Consider the following 17,864-nt stretch of genomic DNA (forward strand, 5'->3'; position numbering starts at 1 on the left):
GCTCAAACCTGTCTGATCAACGAGGCGAGAAGGTCACCGAGTGGAGCATTATTGCCGCGCACCGACGCGATCGAGGCGCGAATATTATCGTCACGATCAAGCGAAGCCCAGTCGATATCCCAACCTGCCTCGCGACCGAGCTGCCGGAAGAAAGCTCGTTGCGTGCGCCCATTGCCCTCACGAAAAGGATGAATTGCATTTACTTCAGAAAAATAGTGTGTCAGGCGTTCGATGAACTCGGTGCGCGTGCACCCCTGCAGATACCGCTCCTTCGCAAGCCCGTCGAACACATCCGCTGAGTAAGGTTCGATATGCTGCGGTAAACAAAATGGGTCCGATTTCGCAATTCCGACAACACGAATCTCACCTGCCCAGAAGAACAGGTCACCAAAAATCTCCCGGTGGAATGCGCGAAGATGATCGAGATCGTAGCTTCCCGGCAGAATCCTGGTTCCCAAGTCCGCCAGCGCGGCAAAACTCAGATCCGATTCGACCCGGCGGAGCAAATCAGCGTCGACAATGCCGAGGCGGTTGCGCAGCACACCCGACTCGGGGTCGACGTAGGGATCTGCAGTCACTGCAGACCGTGCAAGCGCCGCACCTGCTCACGCATCTGGACAGTACTGATCTGGCCCTGTTCCCACTGTCGCAGAATCGCGTCGGCATCCGAGCTGGGTGAAAGCCCTTCGGCCCGAATCGAAGCCGACGCTTGCCGTACCGATTGAGCACGTTCCGCAGTCAATTCTTCGAATACTTCGACCGGCACTACCACCGCCTCAGTTCTGCGGTGGGAGCCGACACCCACTGGCGTGCGGTCACCGCGGCGAAACCGCTCCAGCACTCCGGAGAGTTGTTCGCGCGCCTCGCGCACCGACAGAGTTTCGATCAGCATGACTATAGCGTACCCGAGTGTGTACACATTGGGATCAGCGCGACCGCAATAGCGTTCTGACCGGATAACTCGAAACGCGGAACGGCGCCGCTCCCGTGGGAGCGACGCCGTTCGGAGAGATCAGCGATTCAGGAAATCACTTGATGATCTTGGTGACGCGACCGGCACCGACGGTGCGGCCACCTTCGCGGATGGCGAAGCGCAGGCCCTCGTCCATGGCGACCGGCTGGATCAGCTTGACCAGCATCTCGGTGTTGTCGCCCGGCATGACCATCTCGGTGCCCTCGGGGAGGGTAACGACGCCGGTCACGTCCGTGGTACGGAAGTAGAACTGCGGACGGTAGTTGTTGAAGAACGGGGTGTGGCGGCCGCCCTCGTCCTTGGACAGGATGTACGCCTGGCCCTCGAACTCGGTGTGCGGGGTGGTGGTACCCGGCTTGACGACGACCTGGCCGCGCTCGACATCTTCGCGCTTGATGCCACGAACCAGCAGACCGACGTTATCGCCCGCCTGGCCCTGGTCGAGCAGCTTGCGGAACATCTCGATACCGGTGACCGTGGTCTTGGTCTTCTCGAGCTTGATGCCGACGATCTCGACTTCTTCGTTCACGTTGATGATGCCGCGCTCGACACGACCGGTGACGACGGTGCCACGACCGGTGATGGTGAACACGTCCTCGACCGGCATCAGGAACGGCTTCTCGGTGTCACGAACCGGGTCCGGGATGGACTCGTCGACGGCAGCCATCAGTTCCAGCACCGACTCGGTCCACTTCGGGTCGCCCTCGAGCGCCTTCAGACCGGACACGCGCACGACGGGGGCATCCTCGTCGAACTCCTGCGAAGCCAGCAGCTCGCGGACCTCCATCTCGACGAGCTCGAGGATTTCCTCGTCGTCGACCATGTCGGACTTGTTCAGTGCGACCAGGATGTAGGGCACGCCGACCTGACGGGCGAGCAGCACGTGCTCGCGGGTCTGCGGCATCGGGCCGTCGGTCGCCGCGACCACGAGGATGGCGCCGTCCATCTGCGCCGCACCGGTGATCATGTTCTTGATGTAGTCGGCGTGACCCGGGGCGTCGACGTGCGCGTAGTGGCGCTTCTCGGTCTGGTACTCGACGTGGGAGATGTTGATCGTGATACCACGAGCCTTCTCCTCCGGCGCCTTGTCGATCTGATCGAAGGCCGAGGCCTCGTTCAGATCCGGGTACTTGTCAGCCAGCACCTTGGTGATCGCTGCAGTCAGCGTGGTCTTGCCGTGGTCGACGTGACCGATGGTGCCGATGTTGACGTGCGGCTTCGTCCGCTCGAACTTCGCCTTCGCCACTTTGGTGTCCTCCTGGACTTGTTGGTGCGTGCAGTTGCAGCAGTGCGTGGATCATCCCCGCGGGCGCGGGGATCGGGTGGAACATGCGCCCGGTTGCCGGGGCCAAGTTTGCCACTAGCGCGCAACTCGGCCCCGAACAGGTACTACTCGCCGGTCGCCTTGGCGATGATCTCCTTCGACACGTTGGCCGGAACCTCCGCGTACGAGTTGAACACCATGGAGTAGTTCGCCCGGCCCTGGGTCTTCGACCGCAGGTCACCGATGTAGCCGAACATCTCCGAGAGCGGAACCAGCGCCTTGACGACACGGGCACCACTGCGTTCCTCCATGGCCTGGATCTGGCCACGGCGGGAGTTCAGGTCGCCGATCACTTCGCCCATGTAATCCTCGGGCGTGATGACCTCGACCGCCATGAGCGGTTCGAGGATCACCGGACCGGCCTTGCGGGCCGCTTCCTTGAGGGCCTGCGAGCCGGCGATCTTGAACGCCATCTCCGAGGAGTCGACGTCGTGGTAAGCACCGTCGAGCAGGATCACCTTGAGGTTGACCAGCGGGTATCCGGCGAGCACACCGTACTGCATGGCATCCTGCGCACCGGCGTCCACCGAAGGGATGTACTCGCGCGGGACGCGACCACCGGAGACCTTGTTCTCGAATTCGTAGTGCGCACCGTCCTCGCCGACGAACGGCTCGAGGGCGATGATCACCTTCGCGAACTGACCCGAGCCACCCGTTTGCTTCTTGTGGGTGAATTCGAGCTTCTCGACCTTCTTGGTGATGGTCTCGCGGTAGGCCACCTGTGGCTTGCCGACGTTGGCCTCGACCTTGAACTCGCGACGCATGCGGTCCACCAGGATGTCCAGGTGGAGTTCGCCCATGCCGCCGATGATGGTCTGACCGGTCTGGTCGTCCAGCTTCACCGAGAAGGTCGGATCCTCTTCGGCGAGACGCTGGATCGCGGTGCCCAGCTTCTCCTGGTCGGACTTGGTCTTCGGCTCGATCGAGACCTCGATGACCGGATCCGGGAAGGTCATGGACTCCAGCACGATCTGGTTCTGCGGATCGCACAGGGTGTCGCCGGTCGTGGTGTCCTTCAGACCGATGACCGCGTAGATGTGGCCCGCCTGGGCCTCGCCCACCGGGTTCTCCTTGTTGGAGTGCATCTGGAAGAGCTTGCCCAGACGCTCCTTCTTGCCCTTGGTCGAGTTGATGACCTGGGCGCCGGAGTCGACCTTGCCCGAGTACACCCGGACGTAGGTCAGCTTGCCGAAGAAGGGGTGCACGGCGATCTTGAACGCCAACGCCGAGAACGGCGCGGTGACGCTCGCCTCGCGGTGGATGATCTCCTCTTCCTTACCCGGGACGTGACCGTCGGTGCCACCGTCGTCCAGCGGCGTGGGCAGGTAGTCGATCACGGCGTCGAGCATGGGCTGAACGCCCTTGTTCTTGAACGCCGAACCACACAGGATCGGGTAGAGCTCGGAGTTGACCGTCATCTTGCGGATGGCGCCCTTGATCTCCTCGATCGTGAGCTCTTCCTCGTTGGCGAACTTGTCGAGCAGCGCCTCGTCGGACTCGGCCACGGTCTCGAGCAGTTCCTGACGGTACTGCTCGGCACGCTCTTTGAGATCGGCCGGGATTTCCTCGACCTCGTACTTCTCGCCGAGCTTGGTCTCGCCCTTCCAGACCTTCGCGTTCATCTCGACCAGGTCGACGATGCCCTCGAAGGTGTCCTCGGCGCCGATCGGCAGCTGGAGAACCAGCGGACGCGCGCCGAGGCGGTCCTTGATGGTCTGCACGGTGAAGTAGAAATCGGCACCGAGCTTGTCCATCTTGTTGACGAAGCAGATACGCGGCACGTTGTACTTGTCGGCCTGACGCCACACCTGCTCGGACTGGGGCTCGACGCCTTCTTTACCGTCGAAGACCGCGACGGCGCCATCGAGCACGCGCAGCGACCGCTCCACCTCTACGGTGAAGTCGACGTGCCCGGGGGTGTCGATGATGTTGATCTGGTTGTCGTTCCAGTAGCAGGTGGTGGCAGCGGAGGTGATGGTGATGCCACGCTCCTGCTCCTGCTCCATCCAGTCCATGGTGGCCGCGCCGTCATGGACCTCACCGATCTTGTAGGTGATGCCGGTGTAGAAGAGGATGCGTTCGGTAGTGGTGGTCTTACCGGCATCGATGTGGGCCATGATGCCGATGTTGCGGACCTTGTTCAGGTCGGTGAGCACGTCCTGTGCCACGGAAATCTTCCCCGCTCTGCTTGTCGTAGATCAGCTAGTTGGGATTGTGTTCTTGTGGTACGAGACCCTTGTCGGGTCATCGCTATGTCAACGCCGGAAGCGACACCTGGGTGCCCCGCCCGACTGTATCGACCAGGCAGGTTCCGTCGGGTCCTACGTGGTGGCGACTGGCTGCCGCCACCGGACCCCGACCGTTCCTGCCGTGTGCCTTCCGGCGCCGACACCAGCGACGGGCCGGGATGGCATCACCAGCGGTAGTGCGCGAAGGCCCGGTTCGACTCGGCCATCTTGTGGGTGTCCTCGCGACGCTTGACCGAAGCGCCGAGGCCGTTGCTGGCGTCGAGCAGTTCGTTGGCGAGACGCTCGACCATGGTCTTCTCACGACGAGCCCGCGAGTAGTTGACCAGCCAGCGCAGCGCGAGGGTGTTGGAGCGGCCAGGACGAACCTCGACCGGCACCTGGTAGGTGGCGCCACCGACGCGGCGCGGCTTGACCTCGAGTGCGGGCTTGACGTTGTCGAGCGCGCGCTTGAGGGTGACGACCGGATCGGTGCCGGTCTTCTCGCGAGCCTGCTCCAGCGCGCCGTAGACGATGCGCTCGGCGGTGGACTTCTTGCCGTCCAGCAGGATCTTGTTGACCAGCTGAGTGACCAGCGGCGACCCGTAGACCGGGTCGTTGATCAGCGGACGCTTGGGTGCGGGGCCCTTGCGTGGCATATCAGCTCTTCTCCTTCTTGGCGCCGTAACGGCTGCGGGCCTGCTTGCGGTTCTTCACGCCCTGGGTGTCGAGCGAGCCGCGGATGATCTTGTAACGAACGCCGGGGAGGTCCTTCACACGACCGCCGCGCACGAGCACCATCGAGTGCTCCTGCAGGTTGTGGCCTTCACCCGGGATGTACGCCGTGACCTCGACCGCGCTGGTCAGGCGAACACGCGCGACCTTGCGCAGCGCGGAGTTCGGCTTCTTCGGGGTCGTGGTGTACACGCGGGTGCACACGCCTCGACGCTGCGGGCTCCCCTTCAGGGCCGCGGTCTTGGTCTTGGAGACCTTGTCCTGGCGACCCTTGCGGACCAGCTGGTTGATGGTTGGCATAGACCGGCTTTCCTTATTAGTAACGCGGTGTCTGGAACTTCATGTCTGTTCAGTTGGCGGCATTCCCGGGTCCTGGGCTCGCGCCCGTCGGACCGACGTTCATCCCGCTTTCATCGAGCCTTCACTCGCACGTCCGACCACGTTTCTCGCGTCCCGAGGTCGGGCGTGTCGTGCGCCATGCGTATCCCGGAATCCAGGCACGCCGGAGAGGTCGGCCGCTTTCGCTGGCTTACGTCAGAGCACGAATTTGCCCGCAAGGTTCCGGGCACAGCGATCCACGATACTCGCGGTTGCGCTACAGGGTCAAAGGGGGTCCACGAGCGACACGCCTAGCGGGCCAGGTTCAAGGTCAGCTCGACCAGTTTCTTGGCCGCCGCGCACGGATCGGGGTGGGCCGAACCCGCCCGATAGTTGATCCACCAGCCCACCACACCGGTATCGGCGGCGCTGGCGGTGACACCGCAGGAGTCGGGATCGTTGGGCCTGCGCGTCTCCAGTGAACGTCGGCCCTGCACGGTGATATTCCCGGTCGTGTAGCCCAGTTTGTCGTTGGTGGCCTTCTCGTTGTTCAGCGACCCGATCTCGTACCAGTTCAGGGTGACCATGGCGTTGCCGCCCGGCGCGTCCTCGACATCCCACATGCACACCGCGCCGTTGAACGAACCGCTGACGTAGGTGGCGTCGCCGACCGCCTCGCCGATCTTCTCCGGTTCGACCACTTCGCATTCGCGCAGCAGCTTGTCGAAATTGGTGTTCACCGACTGACTTCCGCCCGCGGGGTAGGCGGTTCCCGAGATCGTCTGACCGCATCCCGCCGCGGTGGCGGCCAGCGCCAGCGCGGTGACCGCGATTCCCGCTCGTCTGCCGATCATCGCCACGCCTCTCATTTCAACCGCTGCACGGTCAGTTCGGCCAGCTTGTAGGTCTTGTCGCACGGATTGCCCGTGGCCTGGAAGATCCCGTAGGACATAGACCATTCGAAGAAATCGTCATCGAGCTGGATCGCCAGATCGCAGACCGTTCCGCTGGGGTCGAGCGCGCGCCAGCCGGGATGTCCGCCGACCTCGATGGTGTCCGGCGCGCGGCCGACACTGGTCACCCAGGCCTTCTCCCGATCGATCGGGCTGCCGCGGTAGGAGGCGAAGGTCACGCTGGGCGAGGACGACCCGGCCGACTGCCAGTTGCAGCCCGTCGAATTCTTGAAGACGCGCGAGACCTGCCCGAGCCCCGCGATATCGCGCACTTCGTCGTCGGTGACGTGACCGCACTCCCCGACGAACGGGCCGAGCGAGGCGACCTTCGGCGGCGGGCGTAGCGGGGCGGAATCGCCCGAATCACCGTCCGAGCCGCAGGCCGACAGCACCAGCGTCAGAGCCATACCGGTGAGGAGCGCCGACGAGATCCGCATGCCGTGAACTCTACTGTGTTCGGCGCGACCGCCTCCGGCGCCGCTGCCGCCGGATCGTCGCTACACCAGTGCGACATGCTCGCGATGCTCACCGTGCCCCCGATGATCACCGTGCGCACGCCCGCGCCCGCGCCTGCCGTCGCCGTGGCGCGTGGGCGGGTGCTGCCGGTGCGCGCCGACGGTCATGGTGACCAGGTGCAGGCTGCTGCGCGCGGAATCGGTCAGCGGTGGGACGAGCAGGGTCGGCATGCCGACGTCGACGGCGACGCCGTCGCGGGAGGGCCGGTCCCCGACCATCAGCGTGTGCTCGGCCCCGGTGCCGAGTTCATCGAGCGCCAGCCGGAATATGGCCGGATCCGGTTTCTGGACACCGCGTTCGCAGGACAGGACGAAACTGTCGATGTGATCGAGCAGTCCGGCGCGGTCGAAGACCGGCCTGATGTCGAAATGGATATTGCTGAGCACGCCGATCGCGCACCCGTGTTCGGCGAGGGTCGACAAAGTCCGCGCGGCGTCGACGGCGAACGGGTTGTAGGTGGGATCCGATTCGACGGCCCAGAGTTCGTCGGCGAGTTCGTCATCGAGACCGGCCGCGGCGAAAACGCCGTAGTAGGTGTCGCGGTGGCGCTGGGCACTGGTATTGCCGAGCGGGGATCGTAGTCGCGTCAGCAATTCGGGCGTGTGAACGGACCGCAGCACCGAGGCGACGGCGAGGTCGTCGTGGTCGCGTCCGACGCGGCGCAGGGCCTCGCGGACCCAACCCGACGGCGTGAGTTCGCAGACCAGGGTGCCGCGCCAGTCGAAGACGACCGCTCGAATGTCATGGGCGCGTGGATCATCGGATGTGGGCATGATGGCGTGAACCCTACGAGCGCGCGGCGCGGAAACCGGAATCGGGAGTGCCGTGCCGACATCCGGCTAGAGATTGCCCCTGGCGGCCTGTTCGCGTTCGATCGCCTGGAACAGCGCTTTGAAATTGCCCTTGCCGAAACCCAGCGATCCGTGCCGCTCGATCAGTTCGAAGAAGACGGTCGGACGGTCCCCGACGGGTTTGGTGAATATCTGGAGCAGGTAACCGTCCTCGTCGCGGTCGACCAGAATGCCGCGTCGCCGCAATTCCTCCACGGGAACTCGCACGTGGCCGATGCGGGCCCGCAATTCCGTATCGGAATAGTAGGCGTCGGGGGTGTCGAGGAATTCGACACCTTCGCGTCGCAGGGCATCGACACTGTTCAGGATGTCGCCGGTGGCCAAGGCGATGTGCTGGACTCCAGGACCGCGATAGAAGTCGAGATACTCGTCGATCTGCGAACGCTTCTTGCCGACGGCGGGTTCGTTGAGCGGGAACTTCACCCGATGATTGCCGTTCGCCACGACCTTGCTCATCAGCGCCGAATACTCGGTGGCGATATCGTCGCCGACGAATTCGGCCATATTCGTGAAGCCCATGACGCGGTGGTAGAACTCCACCCAGCGATCCATCATGCCGAGTTCGACATTGCCCACCACGTGGTCGATGGCCTGGAACAGCCGGGCCGGACGGCCCGCGCGCGGCTCGTAGCCGGAACCGCGCGCCACGTACCCGGGCAGATACGGTCCGTTGTAGCGCGACCGATCGACCAGCGTATGCCTGGTCTCGCCGTAGGTCGCCAGGGCGGCGAGGCGCACGGTGCCGAATTCGTCGCTCTCGTCGTGCGGTTCGACCAGGATCGTCGCGCCGTGCGCGCGCGCCCACTCCACGCAGCGGTCCAACTCCGCCACCTCCAGCGCGATATCCACGACGCCGTCGCCGTGGCGATCGTGGTGGGCGACCAGTTCGCTGCCCGGATCGACCGCGCCGCGCACCACGAAGCGGGCCGCGCCGCTGCGCAGGACGAACGCCTTGTGGTCGCGGTTTCCCGTCTCGGGGCCGGAATAGGCCTCCAGCGTCATGCCGAAGGCCGATTGCAGGAAATGCGCGGTCTGGGTGGCATTGCCGACCACCCAGACCAGGGCGTCCCAGCCGATGACGGGAAACGGGTCGACGTGGACGTCGTGGTCGACCAGACCGACGAGTCCACGCGGTGAACCGGCGGAAGGCAGCTGTTCGATGGTCATGCGACCAAGGAAATCCCGGCCGACCACCGCTGGGCAACCGACCTCGGTACCGGTGGGCAGTGTGGCGAATTCGACTAGCGGAACACTGATTATGCTGGACAATTCGACTAGCACAGGCCGGATGGCCTGCAACCGCGCCCTCGCCCTCGCCCCACAGGAGGCCGTCATGTCTCGAACACCGGCGAAACTGGACGAACTCGATCTGGCGATACTCGCCGCGATGCACGAGTACCAGAAGGCGGGAATCCTGGAATTGTCGCGCCGGACCAAGGTCGCCCGCGCCACCGTCCAGTCCAGGATCGGCCGGATGGAGGAGTCCGGCGTCATCGCCTCCTATGATCCGCAGATCGACGTCACCGCAGCGGGTTTCGATGTCCAGGCATTCGTCACGCTGGAGATAGCGCAGGGCGCGCTCGACCTGGTCGCGGCCGAATTGGACGCCATCCCCGGGGTGCTGGAGGCGTACGCGACCACCGGCTCCGGCGATGTCCTGTGCCGGATCGGCGCGGATTCGCACGCCGGATTGCAAACGGTGCTACTCAGTATCGATCGCACCAGTTCGGTGGTGCGATCGCACAGTGTCATCGTGCTGTCGACGGTGGTGCCCCGGCGGTCGTTGCCGCTGCTGCGGACCCTCGCGCTGACACACAGCAGCAAGGCGCCCGCGTATCGGTCGTCCGAGTGACCGGCCCACGCGGACATTCCGCGCCCGCGACGACGGGAACCCGACCGAATCGGGGGGAATGTCCGCCGTGCTCGTCAGACCCGCAGATCCTCCCCCGGTTCGAGTATCTCCACGCTCGGTTCCTTGTCGCCCTCGGTGAACGCGAGCAGCGCGTGTGCCTCGGCCTCGACATCGCGGCGTTCGGCCGCCGACCACTCCCGGTTCGGCGTGATCCGCAATCGCGCGGCGGGCCCCTTCGGGAAGACCTTGTACAGCCCGGCGACGTAACCGTCGAGCAGTACCGGTGCGACGGCGGTCGCGAACGCGCGCAACGGCGTGCCCTGGCCCTGCGGGACGATCCTGGTCCGGTCCTGGTGTGCGAGCACGGCGTTGTCGTACCACCCGAGCAGGCGCACCGGCGCGGGCAGATCCGGATCGGCGAGTTCGGCGTCGGCGAGATCGTAGAGGGTGCGGCCGCCATCGTCGGTGTAGGTGCGCAGCCGATCGCCGAGGGTGTCGAGCGCGGGTTTGATTCCGGTGAGTTTGGACCAGGTCTGCATATCCGCGGTCGACGCGGGACCGAACGCGCGCAGATAGCGAACGAGCAACTCCGCCAACGGATAGCCCGCGTCCAGCGGCGCACCCAGCCACGGTTGCACCCGCGACCAGATCGGCCTGCTGTTGTTCTTCCACTTCCCGCGCGGCGGGGTCTGCAATACCGGCAGTTGGTACAGCCACGTCTGGAGCACGGCTCCCGCGTCGCGGTCCGGGTAGAGCCGCGCGGCCTCGGCCCGCATATCCGCAGCCGACATCGGCTCGTCGCCCAGGACCGCCTCACCGTGCGCGCGTACCTCGTCGGGGTCGAGTCCGACCATCGCGCCGAAGTTGAAACCCTTACGGAACGGCGCCTTTTCGAGTTCGGGCTGGATATGCGGCGCGATGCGCAGGGCGTCGGGCGGGGTCACCAGGTGAATGGTGCCGCGCATCAGCGTGATCCGGACCAGGGAACGCCCATCGAGTCCGGCCGATATCGTCTCCGGGTCGAAATCGGCTATGCGGCTCCACAATCCGGTGAACGGCGGCGGGACGTCCTGGGCCTGGAGGCCGATCAGGTGGTCACACATCTCGGCGACGGTCAGCGCCGAGCGTTCCAGCAGATGCTGGCGGGCGAGCAGGGTCCGATTCAGCACCCGATTCGACAGCTTCATGATGGGATCACCGTACCCGCGGGCCGATTCCGCGACGAGGGTGATCGGCCGCGCCGGACCGATCACCCACCGCGATCAGCGCACCGCGACGACGACCTTGCCCTTCGCCGTGCGGTTGTCGAGCGAGGCGACGGCGGCCGCGGCGTCTTCGAGCGGGTGGACCACCGGCAGCGGCGCCGCGATCTTGCCCGACGCGAGCAGCGGCTCCACCTCGGCCCACTGTTCGCGCAGGTAGCCCGGATGCGTCAGCACCCATTCGCCCCACGCCGCGCCGGTCACCTCGACGTTCTTGAACAGCAGGCGATTCACCTTGACGGTGGGGATCTCGCCCGCGGTGAATCCGACCACGAGCAGCCTGCCCGCGGGTGCCAGCGACCTGACGCTGTCGGTGAAACGGTCACCGCCGACCGGATCGAGCACGATATCGACGCCGCGTCCGTCGGTCAGTTCCTTCACCGCGGCCAGCCAGCCGTCGGTCAGCACCACGTCGGTGGCGCCGTTGGCCCGCGCGACCTCGGCCTTCTCCTCGGTACTCACCACGGCGATCACCCGGCCCGCGCCGAGCGCGACGGCCATCCGCGTCGTCGAGGTGCCGATCCCGCCCGCGGCGCCGTGCACGAGCACGGTTTCGCCCGGTGCCAGTCTGCCTCGGGTGCGTAGGCAGAAATGCACCGTCAGATCGTTGAAGAGAATGCCCGCCCCGGCCTCGAGGGAGATGTTGTCCGGGAGCTTGAACACCATCTCCGCCGGTGTCACCGCGACCTCGGCGACCGCGTTGCCGAGCATGGTCAGCGCCACCACCCGGTCGCCCGGCGCCACGTGCGAACCCTCGGGAGCCTCGCGCACGACACCCGCGACCTCGCCGCCGACGACGAACGGGAGGCCGGGATCCATCTGGTACTGCCCCCGGGTCATCAGCACGTCGGGAAAGGCCACCCCCGCCGCGTGCACATCGATGACGACTGCCCCTTCGTATCCGGCGGGCTCCGGGATCTCGACGATCTCGATCGCTTCCGGACCCTTCAGTTCGGCGACTCGGGCTGCACGCATACGACGACCTCTCTGTCCACGACGCCACCGCGACGTCGCGATCCAACCTATCCGCGGCGGCGCACCGCACTCAACGAGCCGCGCGCACGGTCACGAGTCCATCAACGAGAGGCAAACTCTATCATCGTCTCACTCGCGACCGTTCTGCCGTTCTGCACCACCGTCAGGCTCGACGGCGAGATCACGTACCGGGTGCCGTCCTGCGGATTCGTCACGGTGAAGCCGCCGTCGCCGGTCGGTACCGGGTCGTCCAGTTCGATCCCCAGGTTGTCGCTGTCGCGCACGCCCTTGTAGTAGTACCTGCCCGCGCCGGTCCGACAGACGACGATCCGCGATCCCGTGGTGCGGCCGATCGCGTACGCGGGGTTGGCCGCGTTGCACCGGGGGCCGCCGACGAAGCCCTGTCCGTCGGTGCCGCCGACCGAACCCGTCAGCGGCGGTGCGCTCTCCTTCGTCGTGGTCGGGGTGGGCGACGCGGTGGTCGTACGCACCGGCGCGGCCGACGCGGTCGCGGTGTGCGACGACGCGACGGCGGTCGGCGTGGAGACCGGGGTCGCCACCGGCGTCGGATCGGGGTCGGGCGACCACAGCCACCACATCACGATGACCGCGACCAGGACCAGCACCGACGTGCCGAGCGCGCCGACCAGAATCGGCATGGCCCGGCCGTCGCCGTGGCGCGCGGGCGGATACGCCGGTGGAATGGGCAGTGGAGCCGACGGGTGCGTACGCGGGGCGCTCTGGCGCGTCGGATGCGGCCGCGAGACGTCGACGGGAGGCGCGAGCCGCGTGTACGTCGGCGCTTCCCACGCGACATTCGCCGCCGCGACCCCGTGATCGACACGGTCGAAGGCCGCGCGGGCGGCGACCGCCAGTTCACCCGCCGTGCGGTAGCGCGCGCGGGGCTCTTTCGCCATGCCGCGTGCCACGACCGCGTCGAAGGCGGCGAGTCCCGGCTCGCTCGCACTCGGGCGCGGTGGCGGCAACATCTGATGCGAGTGGATGGCGACCGGGAAGCTGTTGGCGGGAAAGGGCACGGCGCCGGTCAGGCATTCGTACAGCACACAGGCCAGCGAGTAGATATCGATCGCGGGATCGGGGGTGTTCTTCTCCTCGACGAAACGCTCCGGGGCCATGTACGCGAAGGAGCCGATCGCGCTGCCGGTGCCCGTCAATTGGGCGTCGGAATGGGAATACGCGATGCCGAAATCCACCAGATAGGCGAAGGAGTTGCGCGTGATCAGGATATTGGCGGGTTTGATGTCGCGGTGCACGAGTCCGGCCTCGTGCGCGGCGTCCAGCGCGGAGGCGATCTGCTCGATGACCGAGACGGCTTCGGCGGGAGCCAGTCTGCCGTGCGAACGGATGTGATCCTTGAGGTCGTGACCGGACACCAGTCGCATATCGATGTAGAGGACGCCGTCGATCTCACCCCAGTCGTGCACCGGAATGACGTGCGGCTCTTGCAGTCTGGCGGCCGAACGCGACTCCCTGCGGAACCGCTCGACGAATTCCGGATCCCTGGCGAGTCCGACATCGAGCAGTTTGAGTGCGACGGTGCGTTTCTTGGTGGTGTCGAAGGCCTCGTAGACCTCGCCCATCCCGCCGACACCGAGTAGACGGCGCAGTTCGTAGCGCCCGAATCGAGAACCCACCCTAGACCCCGTGGCCATTCACTCAGGCTACCGCTCCGGCCCCGGCCGTGTCGGTCCCGTGGAAATCACCGGTCGCGAGCTTCGTCCTCCGAGGGCGCGACACGCGCTTCCGGCGAACACCCGGCGACGGGAATACCTGTCGGTAGAGACGGCTCGACGCGAGGGTGTGACGTGAGCCCCGTAAAGTCGTCTCACAACAGCACCGCAAGAAAACGCGGCACACCGTGCAGCGCGAGGAGCACAAGTGTCACTCGATCAGCCACTCGCCCCGCTTCCCCAGGAGGGCATGGGCTTTGCTTCGGCGTGGCCCATCCGGGCTGGTGATGTGGATCCGTACGACCGACTCCGGTTCGACAGCGTCGCCCGCTATTTGCAGGATATCGCCTGGGAGCAGCTGCATCGGACCTCGCTGCACCGCACCGATCCGGTGTGGATCGTACGTCGCACCGTCATCGACGTCATCCGGCCCATCCAGTGGCCCGACGAGGTACGGATGCTGCGGTGGTGCTCGAGCATGTCGACGCGGTGGACCAATATGCGAGTGCGGATCACCAGCGAGAACGGCGGATTGATCGAGACCGAGGGGTTCTGGATCAATATCAGCGAGTCGAGCAACATGCCCGCCAGGATCAGCGACGAGGGCCTGGCCTACCTGGCGCAGACCACCCAGGAGCACCGGCTGCGGTGGCGGCCCTACCTCACCGACTCCACCCCGCCGGAATCCGATATCGACATGCCGTTCCCGGTGCGTGCCACCGATATCGACCAGTACAACCACGTCAACAACGCCTGCTACTGGCAGGCGGTGGAACAGTTCCTGGTGGAATACCCGAAACTGGTCGCCGCGCCGCACCGCGCGGTGATCGAATACGTCGCGCCGGTGCTGGCGCGTCAGCACGTCTCGGTGCGCGCCCGCTACGAACCCGGCGACCGGTCGGGACGACCGGTTCTTCGCCTGTGGTTCGTCGTCGGCGGGACGACGACGACGGTCGTGCGGATCATGCCGCTGCCGTAGGCCCGTGGTCACCACGCGCGAACGCCGGCCGGACCACGGGATCCGACCGGCGTCCGGATTCGTTCAGCCGCGTGCGGCCTTGAGCAGATCCTCGCGGGTGGTGAGCTTGACGCGGGGGCGTCCCGCCGCCTTGCCCGCGGTCTTCTCGGCGGCGTCGATGGCCTTCCAGCCGTCACGGTCGACGAGATCCTGCTGACGCTCACCGATCAGCGCCTTGAGCGCAGCGCGGTCCTTCTGCGGGGCGACCAGCTTGCCCGAGGTGAAGTCCCCGATCAACTGCTCGACCGTCTCCTCGGAGTCGATCCGGTTCGAGCCGATGACACCGCGGGGGCCACGCTTGATCCACCCGCTGACGTACACCCCGTTCACCGGCGCACCGTCGGCGGCGATGACCCGGCCGTGCTCGTTGGGCACGACGCCGCGTCGCTCGTCGAACGGCAGGTCCGCGACGGCCTCGCCCTTGTAGCCGATGGAACGCAGCACCAGGCCCGTTTCCAGGGTTTCGGTGCGGTCGGTCGCCCGCGCCACCAACTGGCCCTCTTCGCTGAACAATTCGTTGTGCACGAATTCCAGCGACTCGACCTTGTCGGCGCCGTGCACGGCGGTCGGCGAGGCCAGGTACCGGAACACGATCCGCTTGTTCGCCGGATCGCGCCGCCCGCCCGCGTACTCCTCGGCGAGGGTGTACTTGAGCTTGAGCGAGGGCTCCACCATCGGGTCGTCCAGCAGTTCCTGGCTGGCGTGATCCAGTGCCAGATCGGCCTCGTCGACGATCACGTCGACGCCCTTCAGGTGCACGAGCGCCAGGAACTCCGGCGAGGTGTAGGCCGCCTGCAACGGACCACGACGGCCGAGCACGACGACCTCGCGGATATTGCTGCCGCGCAGCGCGTCCAGGGCGTGGTCGGCGATATCGGTCTTGGCCAGGTCGTCCGGGTCGACGGTCAGTACCCGCGCCACGTCGAGGGCGACGTTGCCGTTTCCGACGATCACCGCCCGCTCACCCGACAGGTCGAAGGTCCGATCGGCGTAGTCGGGGTGGCCGTTGTACCAGGCGACGAATTCGGTCGCCGAATGGCTGCCGGGCAGATCCTCCCCCGGCACACCCATCTTGCGGTCCGAGGAAGCGCCGACCGCGTAGATCACCGCGTGGTGGTGCTCGAGCAGTTCCTCGTGCGAGATGTGGGTGCCGACCTCGACGTTGAGGTAGTACTGCAACGTCTCGCGCCGGAACGCCGACTCGAAGAGTTTCGACACCGTCTTGGTGCCCGGGTGGTCGGGCGCGACGCCCGCTCGCACCAGGCCCCACGGCGTCGGTAGCCGGTCGATCATCTCGACCTCCACATCGCAACGGCGAAGCAGCTCGTCGGCGGCGTAGCAGGCCGCTGGGCCCGCGCCGACGATCGCCACGCGTAGCGTGCCCAGATCCTTGGGCGGGCGCGCAGGCGTCTTGATCGGGTCGAAGTTGGACTCGAGCGGATGCCGCTCGAAATAGGAGGCGTTGATATCGCGGAACCGAGCCAGCGACGCCGGCAGGTCATCCTCGGAGAAGATGGCTTCCACCGGGCACGCGTCCACACAGGCACCGCAATCGATGCAGGTGTCGGGGTCGATGTAGAGCATCTCGGTCGTCGCGAAATCAGGCTGGTCCGGTGTCGGGCGAATGCAATCGACCGGGCACTCGGAGACGCAGCTGGCGTCGTTGCAACAACGCTGCGTGATTACGTAGGCCATATTTGCAGATCCTCGAAAATGTGCGTGGGCAGTGTGCCACCCTGGGGTTGAGGTGGACGGCGGTGTCACGGTATAGCGGATAAGCGTATGTGACGCCGCTTTCAGTGTGCCTCGAGAGTGGCGTACGCCTCGCGGCGGAGTGCCTACCTGGCTATCACAGCAGGCCCGACCCGCGTCGATCCACACCTCACCGGTGGTACGTCTTACTGTATTCGGCATGGTTCGGACCTTGATCCTCATGAGGCACGGCAAGTCCGCCTACCCGGACGGCGTCGGTGATCACGAACGCCCGCTGGCGCCGCGCGGACAGCGAGAAGCCGGGCTGGCGGGGCACTGGCTGCGTGAGACCCAGCCGCCGATCGACGCGGTCCGCTGCTCCACCGCCAGCCGCACCCGCGAAACCCTGGCCGCGACCGGAGTCACCGCCCCCGTCGTCTTCGAACCGGGTATCTACGAGGCCTCCCCTCGATCGCTCATCGAGTTGATCCGGCTCAGCGATGACGACGTGTCGACGCTGCTGGTGATCGGGCACGCCCCCGGCATGCCGTGGACGGCGTGGGAGCTGGCGGGTAACCGCGACTCCATCCCGGCGATCGAACTGAGCCGGAAATTTCCCACCTCGGCGCTGGCGGTCCTCGAATTCGACCGGCCGTGGGCGCAGCTCGACCCCGGTGCGGGCGATCTGGTGCGGTTCCACATTCCCCGCTGAGCACGTCGCCACCTCCGCCCTCGCGCGTCTCAGCGCGTGAGTTTGCCGCCGACCACCACGACCGCCCCGAGGACGATCAGCAACACGAACGCGGCGAACCCACCGACGAGCCACCACACCAGTCCGAGCGCGATGACGAACGGCGCCACCGCGATCGCGGCGATCACCGGGCTTTCCTTGACCGTCGCCCAGGCCGAACGGGCCCTGATCCGGTCGATGTCCTTACCTGCCATGCCACCAGGGTAGGCCCGAAATCGCCGGATGGGCCGGGCATACGCGGTTCGTGCCGTGGCCGCCGCTTCGATGTCGGTACCCGGTGGGATGCTGTGGCGATGGACTGGAAAATCGAGCTCGTCGCCATCCCGGTCACCGACGTCGACCGGGCCAAGGATTTCTACACCAGCATCGGTTTCAACGCCGATCACGACCACAGCCCCACCGATGACATCCGTTTCGTCCAGCTGACACCGCCGGGTTCGGGGTGCTCGATCTGCATCGGCCGCGGCATCACGCAGGCCGCGCCGGGCAGCGTGGAGGGCATGCAGATCGTTGTCGCCAGTGCCGAACATGCCTACCAGCAGCTGCTCGCGGCCGGGGTGGCGGCGACACCGGTGAAGGACGAGGGCTGGGGCCTGTTCACCTATTTCAGCGATCCCGACGGCAACAAGTGGTCGGTCCAGGAATTGCCGAAATACAGCTGAGCCCGCGTGCCCTGCCGCGTGGCCGGGCATGTCGCGGGAACATCCACCGTCGTCGCCCTTGCTTGG

The 17,864-nt window shown here is 66.1% G+C and carries 19 protein-coding genes; 4 read left to right on the top strand and 15 right to left on the bottom strand.

From position 1 onward, the window contains the following. Positions 1-2: 2 nt before the first annotated feature. From OG225_RS30445 to hppD, 10 genes are all read right to left on the bottom strand, one after another. Positions 3-578 carry a Fic/DOC family protein gene (locus OG225_RS30445; protein ID WP_405178361.1) on the bottom strand — a complete coding sequence of 192 codons (576 nt, stop codon included), beginning with the start codon at positions 576-578 and terminating at the stop codon, positions 3-5. Continuing rightward, the gene (locus OG225_RS30450) at positions 575-892 is read right to left on the bottom strand and encodes an antitoxin VbhA family protein (RefSeq protein WP_405178362.1); all 318 of its coding nucleotides are present in this window, start codon (positions 890-892) and stop codon (positions 575-577) included. The genes OG225_RS30445 and OG225_RS30450 overlap by 4 nt, the downstream gene beginning before the upstream one ends. A gap of 136 nt (positions 893-1,028) precedes the next feature. Then, on the bottom strand, positions 1,029-2,219 hold the full coding sequence (gene tuf / locus OG225_RS30455; RefSeq protein ID WP_109528796.1) for an elongation factor Tu: 1,191 nt from the start codon (positions 2,217-2,219) through the stop codon (positions 1,029-1,031). Between the two features lie 143 nt (positions 2,220-2,362). Then, positions 2,363-4,465 (bottom strand): elongation factor G, encoded by a 2,103-nt coding sequence (gene fusA / locus OG225_RS30460; protein ID WP_109528797.1) that lies wholly within the window; start codon positions 4,463-4,465, stop codon positions 2,363-2,365. A 245-nt stretch (positions 4,466-4,710) separates the two neighbouring features. Then, on the bottom strand, positions 4,711-5,181 hold the full coding sequence (gene rpsG, locus OG225_RS30465) for a 30S ribosomal protein S7 (protein WP_040739280.1): 471 nt from the start codon (positions 5,179-5,181) through the stop codon (positions 4,711-4,713). Position 5,182: 1 nt separating this feature from the next. Continuing rightward, a complete protein-coding gene (gene rpsL / locus OG225_RS30470) occupies positions 5,183-5,557 on the bottom strand; it encodes a 30S ribosomal protein S12 (RefSeq protein ID WP_109528798.1) in 375 nt (124 codons plus the stop codon). A 329-nt stretch (positions 5,558-5,886) separates the two neighbouring features. Beyond that, on the bottom strand, positions 5,887-6,429 hold the full coding sequence (locus OG225_RS30475) for a DUF3558 domain-containing protein (RefSeq protein WP_405178363.1): 543 nt from the start codon (positions 6,427-6,429) through the stop codon (positions 5,887-5,889). A gap of 11 nt (positions 6,430-6,440) precedes the next feature. Then, positions 6,441-6,965, bottom strand: coding sequence for a DUF3558 domain-containing protein (locus OG225_RS30480; RefSeq protein ID WP_216908225.1), 525 nt, complete (start codon positions 6,963-6,965; stop codon positions 6,441-6,443). Positions 6,966-7,025: 60 nt separating this feature from the next. Next, positions 7,026-7,817: an HAD family hydrolase gene (locus OG225_RS30485; protein WP_405178364.1), complete on the bottom strand. Its 792-nt coding sequence runs from the start codon at positions 7,815-7,817 to the stop codon at positions 7,026-7,028. 66 nt (positions 7,818-7,883) lie between these two features. Further along, the gene (gene hppD / locus OG225_RS30490; RefSeq protein ID WP_405178365.1) at positions 7,884-9,062 is read right to left on the bottom strand and encodes a 4-hydroxyphenylpyruvate dioxygenase; all 1,179 of its coding nucleotides are present in this window, start codon (positions 9,060-9,062) and stop codon (positions 7,884-7,886) included. Between the two features lie 166 nt (positions 9,063-9,228). Between hppD and OG225_RS30495 the strand changes: the two genes are divergently transcribed. Beyond that, complete coding sequence (locus OG225_RS30495; protein WP_405178366.1) at positions 9,229-9,747, top strand: Lrp/AsnC family transcriptional regulator; 519 nt, start codon at positions 9,229-9,231, stop codon at positions 9,745-9,747. A gap of 74 nt (positions 9,748-9,821) precedes the next feature. Here OG225_RS30495 and OG225_RS30500 read toward each other — a convergent pair whose 3' ends face one another. The 3 genes from OG225_RS30500 to OG225_RS30510 all read right to left on the bottom strand — a co-directional run bounded on the left by OG225_RS30500 (position 9,822) and on the right by OG225_RS30510 (position 13,657). Next, positions 9,822-10,934, bottom strand: a complete 1,113-nt coding sequence (locus tag OG225_RS30500) for a winged helix DNA-binding domain-containing protein (protein ID WP_405178367.1) — start codon at positions 10,932-10,934, stop codon at positions 9,822-9,824. 75 nt (positions 10,935-11,009) lie between these two features. Next, a complete protein-coding gene (locus OG225_RS30505) occupies positions 11,010-11,984 on the bottom strand; it encodes an NADPH:quinone oxidoreductase family protein (RefSeq protein WP_405178368.1) in 975 nt (324 codons plus the stop codon). A gap of 101 nt (positions 11,985-12,085) precedes the next feature. Continuing rightward, positions 12,086-13,657 carry a serine/threonine-protein kinase gene (locus OG225_RS30510; RefSeq protein ID WP_405178369.1) on the bottom strand — a complete coding sequence of 524 codons (1,572 nt, stop codon included), beginning with the start codon at positions 13,655-13,657 and terminating at the stop codon, positions 12,086-12,088. Positions 13,658-13,883: 226 nt separating this feature from the next. Here OG225_RS30510 and OG225_RS30515 point away from each other — a divergent pair, with 226 nt between their 5' ends. Then, entirely contained in the window at positions 13,884-14,654 is a 771-nt protein-coding gene (locus OG225_RS30515; protein ID WP_405178370.1) for an acyl-[acyl-carrier-protein] thioesterase, read from the top strand. A 63-nt stretch (positions 14,655-14,717) separates the two neighbouring features. On the opposite strand, the gene OG225_RS30520 is transcribed toward OG225_RS30515, so the two are convergent. After that, positions 14,718-16,388: an FAD-dependent oxidoreductase gene (locus OG225_RS30520; RefSeq protein WP_405178371.1), complete on the bottom strand. Its 1,671-nt coding sequence runs from the start codon at positions 16,386-16,388 to the stop codon at positions 14,718-14,720. A 217-nt stretch (positions 16,389-16,605) separates the two neighbouring features. Between OG225_RS30520 and OG225_RS30525 the strand changes: the two genes are divergently transcribed. Next, positions 16,606-17,097: a SixA phosphatase family protein gene (locus OG225_RS30525; RefSeq protein WP_405178372.1), complete on the top strand. Its 492-nt coding sequence runs from the start codon at positions 16,606-16,608 to the stop codon at positions 17,095-17,097. A gap of 29 nt (positions 17,098-17,126) precedes the next feature. On the opposite strand, the gene OG225_RS30530 is transcribed toward OG225_RS30525, so the two are convergent. Continuing rightward, entirely contained in the window at positions 17,127-17,330 is a 204-nt protein-coding gene (locus OG225_RS30530) for a hypothetical protein (protein WP_216918103.1), read from the bottom strand. Positions 17,331-17,429: 99 nt separating this feature from the next. Here OG225_RS30530 and OG225_RS30535 point away from each other — a divergent pair, with 99 nt between their 5' ends. Then, on the top strand, positions 17,430-17,798 hold the full coding sequence (locus tag OG225_RS30535; RefSeq protein WP_405178373.1) for a VOC family protein: 369 nt from the start codon (positions 17,430-17,432) through the stop codon (positions 17,796-17,798). The last annotated feature ends 66 nt before the right edge of the window (positions 17,799-17,864 follow it).

This window comes from Nocardia sp. NBC_01377 (assembly GCF_045040005.1).
GTDB lineage: Bacteria > Actinomycetota > Actinomycetes > Mycobacteriales > Mycobacteriaceae > Nocardia > Nocardia noduli.